Source organism: Paenirhodobacter ferrireducens (assembly GCF_004022265.1).
Taxonomy (GTDB): Bacteria; Pseudomonadota; Alphaproteobacteria; order Rhodobacterales; family Rhodobacteraceae; genus Rhodobacter; species Rhodobacter ferrireducens.
The window spans coordinates 1-386 of sequence record NZ_SAVB01000037.1; the positions used below are offsets into that span (position 1 = coordinate 1).

General features: G+C 60.4%; 1 pseudogene. It reads left to right on the forward strand.

The annotated features are described in order from the left end of the window. Positions 1-65: 65 nt before the first annotated feature. A pseudogene (locus tag EOW65_RS19460) lies at positions 66-386 on the forward strand (transposase); the annotation flags it as partial.

Below are 386 nucleotides of genomic sequence, written 5' to 3' on the forward strand. Positions count from 1 at the left end.
GGGCTTGTTGCACATATCAGTGAGAGGGATTCACCTTGAGAATCCTGATGGTTAGATGCGTTGGCATGCCAGAGCCTGCCAACACCCGCTACCGCACGACGAACTGGTCCGACTATAACGCTTCGCTGAAGCGGCGAGGATCGTTGTCCGTCTGGTTCGATCCGGAAATGTCTTGGCGGGCCGAGCGAGCTGTCAAGCGCGGCCACCCCGAGACCTTCTCCGACAGCGCCATTCAGACCTGTCTGACGTTGAAAGTGTTGTTCGGCCTGCCGCTTCGCTCAGAGTGAGCCAGTGAGGCGCCATTGGTCCGAGCCCACTGGCGAACGGTCTGGTGGCGAGCTTGATCGAGATGGCCGGGCTCGACTGGCCCGTGCCCGACTATTCGA